Origin of the sequence: Methanocalculus sp., from assembly GCF_029762515.1 — an archaeon.
GTDB lineage: Archaea > Halobacteriota > Methanomicrobia > Methanomicrobiales > Methanocorpusculaceae > Methanocalculus.
This window is the reverse complement of the sequence record NZ_JARVGN010000091.1, coordinates 1-6,406: the sequence shown is the minus strand read 5'-3', so window position 1 is coordinate 6,406 and position 6,406 is coordinate 1. Positions and strand designations below refer to the sequence as shown.

9 protein-coding genes are annotated in these 6,406 nt (G+C 48.4%); 3 read left to right on the top strand and 6 right to left on the bottom strand.

Features of this window, described 5'->3' with window-relative positions:
* On the bottom strand, positions 1-274 hold a 274-nt coding region (locus tag QCH34_RS04630; protein WP_300330854.1), incomplete at its 3' end, for a hypothetical protein.
* Positions 275-576: 302 nt separating this feature from the next.
* On the opposite strand from QCH34_RS04630, the gene QCH34_RS04625 reads away from it, so the two are divergent.
* Complete coding sequence (locus QCH34_RS04625; protein WP_300330851.1) at positions 577-1,506, top strand: mechanosensitive ion channel family protein; 930 nt, start codon at positions 577-579, stop codon at positions 1,504-1,506.
* Between the two features lie 91 nt (positions 1,507-1,597).
* Here the strand turns inward: QCH34_RS04625 and QCH34_RS04620 are convergent, their stop codons facing one another.
* From QCH34_RS04620 to QCH34_RS04605, 4 genes are all read right to left on the bottom strand, one after another.
* On the bottom strand, positions 1,598-2,299 hold the full coding sequence (locus QCH34_RS04620; RefSeq protein ID WP_300330848.1) for a LiaF domain-containing protein: 702 nt from the start codon (positions 2,297-2,299) through the stop codon (positions 1,598-1,600).
* Between the two features lie 204 nt (positions 2,300-2,503).
* On the bottom strand, positions 2,504-2,848 hold the full coding sequence (locus tag QCH34_RS04615) for a DUF86 domain-containing protein (protein ID WP_300330844.1): 345 nt from the start codon (positions 2,846-2,848) through the stop codon (positions 2,504-2,506).
* The gene (locus QCH34_RS04610) at positions 2,841-3,134 is read right to left on the bottom strand and encodes a nucleotidyltransferase family protein (RefSeq protein ID WP_300330841.1); all 294 of its coding nucleotides are present in this window, start codon (positions 3,132-3,134) and stop codon (positions 2,841-2,843) included. Before QCH34_RS04610 ends, QCH34_RS04615 begins: the two co-directional genes overlap by 8 nt.
* A gap of 91 nt (positions 3,135-3,225) precedes the next feature.
* Positions 3,226-3,357, bottom strand: a complete 132-nt coding sequence (locus QCH34_RS04605; RefSeq protein ID WP_300330837.1) for a hypothetical protein — start codon at positions 3,355-3,357, stop codon at positions 3,226-3,228.
* A 182-nt stretch (positions 3,358-3,539) separates the two neighbouring features.
* On the opposite strand from QCH34_RS04605, the gene QCH34_RS04600 reads away from it, so the two are divergent.
* Both QCH34_RS04600 and QCH34_RS04595 read left to right on the top strand, forming a co-directional pair.
* Positions 3,540-4,091 (top strand): helix-turn-helix domain-containing protein, encoded by a 552-nt coding sequence (locus tag QCH34_RS04600; protein WP_300330832.1) that lies wholly within the window; start codon positions 3,540-3,542, stop codon positions 4,089-4,091.
* A 37-nt stretch (positions 4,092-4,128) separates the two neighbouring features.
* Entirely contained in the window at positions 4,129-4,530 is a 402-nt protein-coding gene (locus QCH34_RS04595) for a DUF3467 domain-containing protein (RefSeq protein ID WP_300330827.1), read from the top strand.
* 266 nt (positions 4,531-4,796) lie between these two features.
* Here QCH34_RS04595 and QCH34_RS04590 read toward each other — a convergent pair whose 3' ends face one another.
* The gene (locus tag QCH34_RS04590) at positions 4,797-6,209 is read right to left on the bottom strand and encodes an ATP-binding protein (protein ID WP_300330824.1); all 1,413 of its coding nucleotides are present in this window, start codon (positions 6,207-6,209) and stop codon (positions 4,797-4,799) included.
* Positions 6,210-6,406: the final 197 nt, after the last annotated feature.

Here is a 6,406-nt window from a genome sequence, read left to right as displayed (position 1 = left end):
CATCCTGTATCTCCTCGACACCCTCAAGGATTCTCGCACTTGTAATTATCCATGAGAATCCGATGAGCATCGCAGAGACGGCAACGAAGAGGACAACCGGGGAGTAGATCAGGTACAGATCAGTTGTGAATGTCTCATACATCGAGACCACCTCCATTACAACGACCGTCAGCCCAAAGGCCATCAGGAGTGCTGCGAAGGCGATGTTTAGGACCGATACGCGGAAGAAGTGTCCGACTTCGCTTTTGAATCGTTTGAATGCTGTTTTTTCCATAGTGGCATTCACCAGCTTATTGGTATATGGGCGGCCTTCAAATAAAAGGCATGAAACTAAGATACGTATCAACAGTCAGGTGCAGATGATTAAGCTGGAGATGCTGGTGAAGAGATCCCCCCCATCTGTTCTTCCTCCTTAAAAAAAGAGAGGCAGAAAGCTCAATAGATACAGAAGATGAAACCGGCCGAAAGAGACCGGGAAAGAATCTTTCGCAGCCATTTTCTCCATGTCTCCTTTTTGGAGAGGTTTTTATACTAAAGTGATAGTATCAGACATGAGCCCTCCAGGAGGAATTGTGAATGAAGAAGAACCATATCATCCTCGGTATATTAGTCACCATAATCGTTGCAATATTCATCTATGATAGTTTGTTTCCTTCACCGCTATTAGCCCAACTCTTCACCACCCTACTCTGGATCACGGCTATATTCTTCATCCTGAGCATTCTGCTTGACAGTTTGATCAGGAGAAAGATCACTGACTCACGTTCCCGGTATACTGCAACCAAGCTGATATCGTTCATTGAACTTGTCCTGATACTTGCCATAATTGCGTTGATCTGGGTAACCGATATTCAGGCACTCATGGTCTTCTTCGGCATCATTGGTGCAGGTATTGCTATTGCACTTCAGGATTTGTTTAAAAATTTCGCGGGGAGCCTGACGATCCTGCTCACCGGCACATATTCAGTCGGTGATCGGATCGAGATTGATGGAAGATATGGCGATGTCATGGATATAGGGATCATGAACACGACCATGATGGAGATCAGGGAGTGGGTTGCCGGCGATCAGGCAACCGGACGCCTGATCATCATTCCAAACGGGAAGATGTTAACGCAATCTGTTCAGAACTTCACCCGCGATCACAGTTTCCTCTGGGATGAGATACAGATCCCGGTAACAAACGAAAGTGACTGGAAACGGGCAATTACGATCCTCACCAGTATCGCCGAGGAGGAGACGAGCGGGATCTCGCAGATTGCTGAGAAGGAGATCGAGAGGATTGGAGAGAAATTTTACCTCCCAAAGAAGGATATATCTCCTGCTGTTTATATTACCCAGACTGATAACTGGATTCTCCTCTCAGTCCGGTTTGTAACCTATGCCCGGGAACGCCGTGCAGTACGGTCGCGGTTGAACCGCCTCATCATCGAGGCATTTGAAGGGGAGCAGAATATAGAGATTGCATCTGAGACCATGAGTGTTCAATTAACAGATCAGACCTGAGCCTCAGGATAGAGGAGGGGATGAAAGAGTTTCCTCCTGAGAGAAATACTGGCAATCTTCAGCCGTGAGGGTGGATGTTAATCCGTCACTGTTAATCCTTCACTGTAACTCCGCCGAATGCGACAAAACCGGTGATGATGAGATCCGGCTGGCCGGAGGTGCCCTGGAATGAGCCGCCTGCTGCCCCATCTCCCCCGACACGCGGCCGCCGCCGTTCGTCTTCTGCACCGCCGAGGACCGGGAGCACGGTCATCCGGACATTCCAGCCTTCAGGCACCCGGATCTCGGTTCCCCCAAAGAGGGTGAAGACCTGGATCTCGGCAGGCGGATCATGGACCTGTGCATCCCGGAGATCGAGTTCTGCACCACCGAAGATGGCGAGCATTTCTCCGCCCCGGAATGCCTTTGAGGAGTTCCGGCTCTCGACGCCGCCGAGGATTGCCATCATCTCGACCTTGTCTGTGACCCGCTCCCGGATAGACGGGCGCCTGATCCGGTTGAAGATGAAGCCAAGCCCCACAGCGATGATGATCACCGGGAGGATTACATCAGGCGAGGCATGCCCGAGGAGAACGAGCTGGATTGTGCCGAAGATGACAATCAGGATGAGGGGGCCTGATACTGAGCGAAAGCCGCTTTTAATCAGTGCAATAAGTGCGAAGAGGACGATGAGCGAGGGGGCATAGACGAGGAGCTGCCCGGTGTCATAGATGCCGGCTGCCCTGAGGAGGAGGAGCACACCCAGTATGAGGAGGATTGTGCCGATGATGATCTGGTAGGAGATGCGTTTCATGGATATCACCTGAAGTATCTGCTCTGTAGCTATTGAAGAGGATTGTAGGAGCGGGAGGATAAAAAGATGGAGGGTGGGAGGTGCTGGATGTGAGGATTTTCTGTTGGGAGAAAAGAACTCTTTGAATGATTCAGGCTGCACCAATCGACAGTCAACCGGGTTTCAAAGCATTCCTCATCTCAAGTACTTAACCTCGATTTGGATCTACAATTGTTGTTTAATCCCTTTAAAATGTTCCATAAGAACTGGGATGTCTGAATGGGCTGTTTCCCATACAATTACCAGACTTACACCAAAATAATGGTGTATGAGTTTATCCCGCATTCCTGAGATGAAACGCCACGGAATTTCAGGATATTGCTCTTTAATCGATTTTGGAAGGTTTTTCACAGCTTCCCCAACAATTTCCAGATTTCTGATGACGGCATCCTGAGTTTTTAAATCCTGAAGAAAGGACTCATACGTCATATCTCTTGTATAGTCCCTGATTTTCCCGGTTGCCTGTAGAATATCATCACACAATAAATGGATATCCATCTCTTCACGCATACGCAACCTCGGATGTTATCCGGTCACGGATGAGTGGTTTCAGTGCATCCGGCGTCACAAGATCGACAGGAGCTTCCAGATGATCTGACAGGAACTCCTCAAGCTCAAGAAAAGTGAAGAAACCAACAGGTTGTGAGAACTCAACAAGAATGTCGATATCACTTGAATCAATCTGCTCTCCACGTGCGACTGATCCAAAGATTCCAATCCGGATTACATGAAAGCGGCTCCTGATCTCACCTTTGAGCTGTTGAAGGATTGCCAGCGCTTCATCACGGGATCTCATAGGGAATGTTATCCGGGCTTCTAAGTATTAAGGGTATCACAGGGGAGCAGATCCCATTTGTAACAAACACATGAACAAGACCCATCACCTTTCATCCAATATCTAACAGGAATATCAGATAGCCGGGAGGTGAGAAGAATCTCCAGCCGAAGATCGTCTCGTAGAATGCTTTTGCACGCCCCACCCAATCGGCTGCGATATCGATATGGACAATGGTTGGCATAAAAGGTGATCTTTACCTGATCGGAGATGAGGTTCCTGGAGGCTGATCGATGGATGACATACTATGATGTGGAGGTGCCCCACCACAGGCACTGGAAGAAAATCTAATCTTTTAAGGGATACCAATAATTATTTAGTGTCAAAATCCTACATTACATACAGAAGTCGGGAGAGGAGGGAGAGATGATGGAGAGAGTGAAGAAAACCGATACATTGGAAGAGGCTGCCGGGAATACAAATAATAGCCCCCCGATACTCTCACAGGATGAAGAGATGTATCTTGATGAGCCCTATGGCGGCCTTTTTGGAGATACGGCCATCGCAAAGGTAGTCGAAGAGCTGGTTGCCGATCCAACAATGGATTACCGGCCAAAATATCTCGCTGATATCACCGGGAAGTCCGAGGCATCGATCTATCTTATCCTCAAAAAACTGATGAAACTCGGGCTCATCGAGAAGAGTGTCGAGGGGAAGCATCCAGTCTACAGAGTACGGGTGGAGTCGAAGAAGTTTGCCGCACTCTCCTTCCTTGCATATGCAATGCTGGATGATCGGGATGGAACAGGCTGCATGGATATGGCAGTTGCCGATTATTACAACTCAAGGCTCAGGGAAGAGTACGAGCCAAAGGCGATTGCCACCTCGGATGGGTGGAAAACAGGGCAGGGCATCATCACAGACGATGATTCTGAGGAGAGGAGAAGGAGACATACCCTCATCTCCGTGATTGTATGATAGCCAGGGAGAAAAGCAGATTCGGCAGGAGGAAGAGATGACTGAGAAGAAGAGAAGAGAAGAATTGAGAGGGGAGAGGGTAAACGGGGAGACCCTGAAAGAAGATAAAAGACATACCAGTGATGGCGGAACAACACTCGATCTCAGCAGGCTCTACACATTCAATCAGGAGGATCCGGGTATCGATATCTCATCAACTGCATATTCAAATCTAGCCTATGTTCAGGCCAGCCACAGAGATATCTCAATAGATTTCCTGCAGATGCCCGGAATCAGGGGAGAGGATGGAGGAATGAAGATCAAAGGCACCCGGATCTTTATGTCGCACTCGGCTGCACAGAAACTCGCATCAGCAATCTCGGAGATCCTTGAAAAGCTCCATTCTGAAGGAAGAATGGAGGCATATACTCCTCATAAGGAACAGGATGGGGAGCGTTGAGAGGAGGGAGGGACAAGAGAAATACGAGCCGAATCCATTGCAGAATGGAGATTTTGATCTGGAGAAAGAATCTCCTGAATTTATCATTCTCTCATCAGAAGAGGGCTTTAGGCAGTTATACCCCCATTGTACTCTTCCTCCCTGCTGTGCCAGCTTCCGGGAACCATCCCCCTTTCATATGCATTGGCACGGGAGGCTATCAGGCAGCATATCGAGGATGTGCATATCAATTCTGATTATACAGCTGCTTTATACCCTCATTCCTTTCAGAATGATTGGGATTCGTCCTCACCATCCCTCAGGAGCAGCCATCTCCAGAGCGGGATGTACTGAATTATTCCATCGGTTCCCTGCGTATCCTTTGTGAGGAGGATGCACCGGCTCACCTTCGATCCAAACTCTTCTGCAAACTCACGCAGGGCGTCTGTCTCCCGCCTGTGCAACTGATCGGTGTAGGTTACATTGATCGCCATTAAGCTGGAATCACGCATCTTCAGGATAAAATCCACCTCACCATTTTTCTTCCAGTAATAGGGCGTATACCCGCGCCTCCGCAGTTCGATATAGACAAGATTCTCGGCACAGCGGCCTGTATCTTTTGAGAATGAGAACGAAACTGCATTCCTGAGTCCATTGTCGATACAATAGATCTTTTTATCATTTCTTGCCTGTACCTTCAGCGAGTAGCTGAAATGAAAAACCTCAAAGAGGATCTGTGCCATCTCTGCATACCGGATGTACTCTTTTATCGTAGCCGTGTCAATTCCGAGCAGATCAACCAGTTTACGGTACGAATATGGGGAGGTAATATTCGCCATCATATACGCAATAAGATCACCCAATGCCCGCTGGTTCCTCACATCGTTCCCTTTGACGATATCACGGTAGACAATACTGTCATAGTATGCACTGAGCTGATCCACCCTTACCGATTCATCCTTCTGGAGGACTGCCTGCGGAAACCCACCTTCGTAGAGATATCGATGGAATAATTCAAGAATCTCATATTTTTTACTGGCGAGTGTGACGGGATCGGCTGTCCCGGTTATTCCATGAAAGTGGAGATACTCTGAGAAATCAAGTGGGTAAATCTGGAGAGAGAGGTATCTGCCGCTGATCAACTGTGAGACCTGTGAGTCGAGAAGATAGGAGGATGATCCCGATATAGCCAACCGGAACTGTTTTCGATCATAGATAGCCTTGATCCATCGCTCCCATCCGGAAATTGTCTGAATCTCATCAAAGACAAGGGTTGCCCCCTCCTGGCTGTATACCTCTTTCCTATAGGTATCCAGCACCATTTCAAGCGGGTTTGCAAGCTGGGCAATTGCAGGCTCATCACAGTTGACAAAGAGTATCGAACGCGGATCTGCCTCCCTCTCATTGATCAGATCCTGGATCATCTGCATGAGAAGGGTGGTCTTGCCCGAACGCCGCACCCCATTGAGAACAACGATCTCGCCGGAGTCGTAATATGCCCGGATCTTTTTGAAGTAGCGGCCACGGCAGACACCTGCCATGGATGAAAAGTCCCGATCATTCCACCAGGGGTTCTGGGCTGCAAGGATATCGAGGAGAGGAGGGAAGTTGGAAGGTAAAGAAGAGCCGGGAGATCCATCATACCCGGAGTTAGTGGAAGAACCGGGGGAGCCAGAGCGTCGGGGAGGGAGAGGCACCATGATATTTTGAATGGTTGTACTCATGCATAAAGGTATGTTTTCGATGGATTGTAACCCTGCAAAAAGTACTTATTTTGAATGATTATACTCATGCAAAAGATCGGGTTTTTGCAGGAGTGTAATCATGTAGACTTTGTGGAGGAGTTGGGAAGAGAGAGTAAAATGCGTTTTGCGAAGAGGCATTCATTGAATAGTCG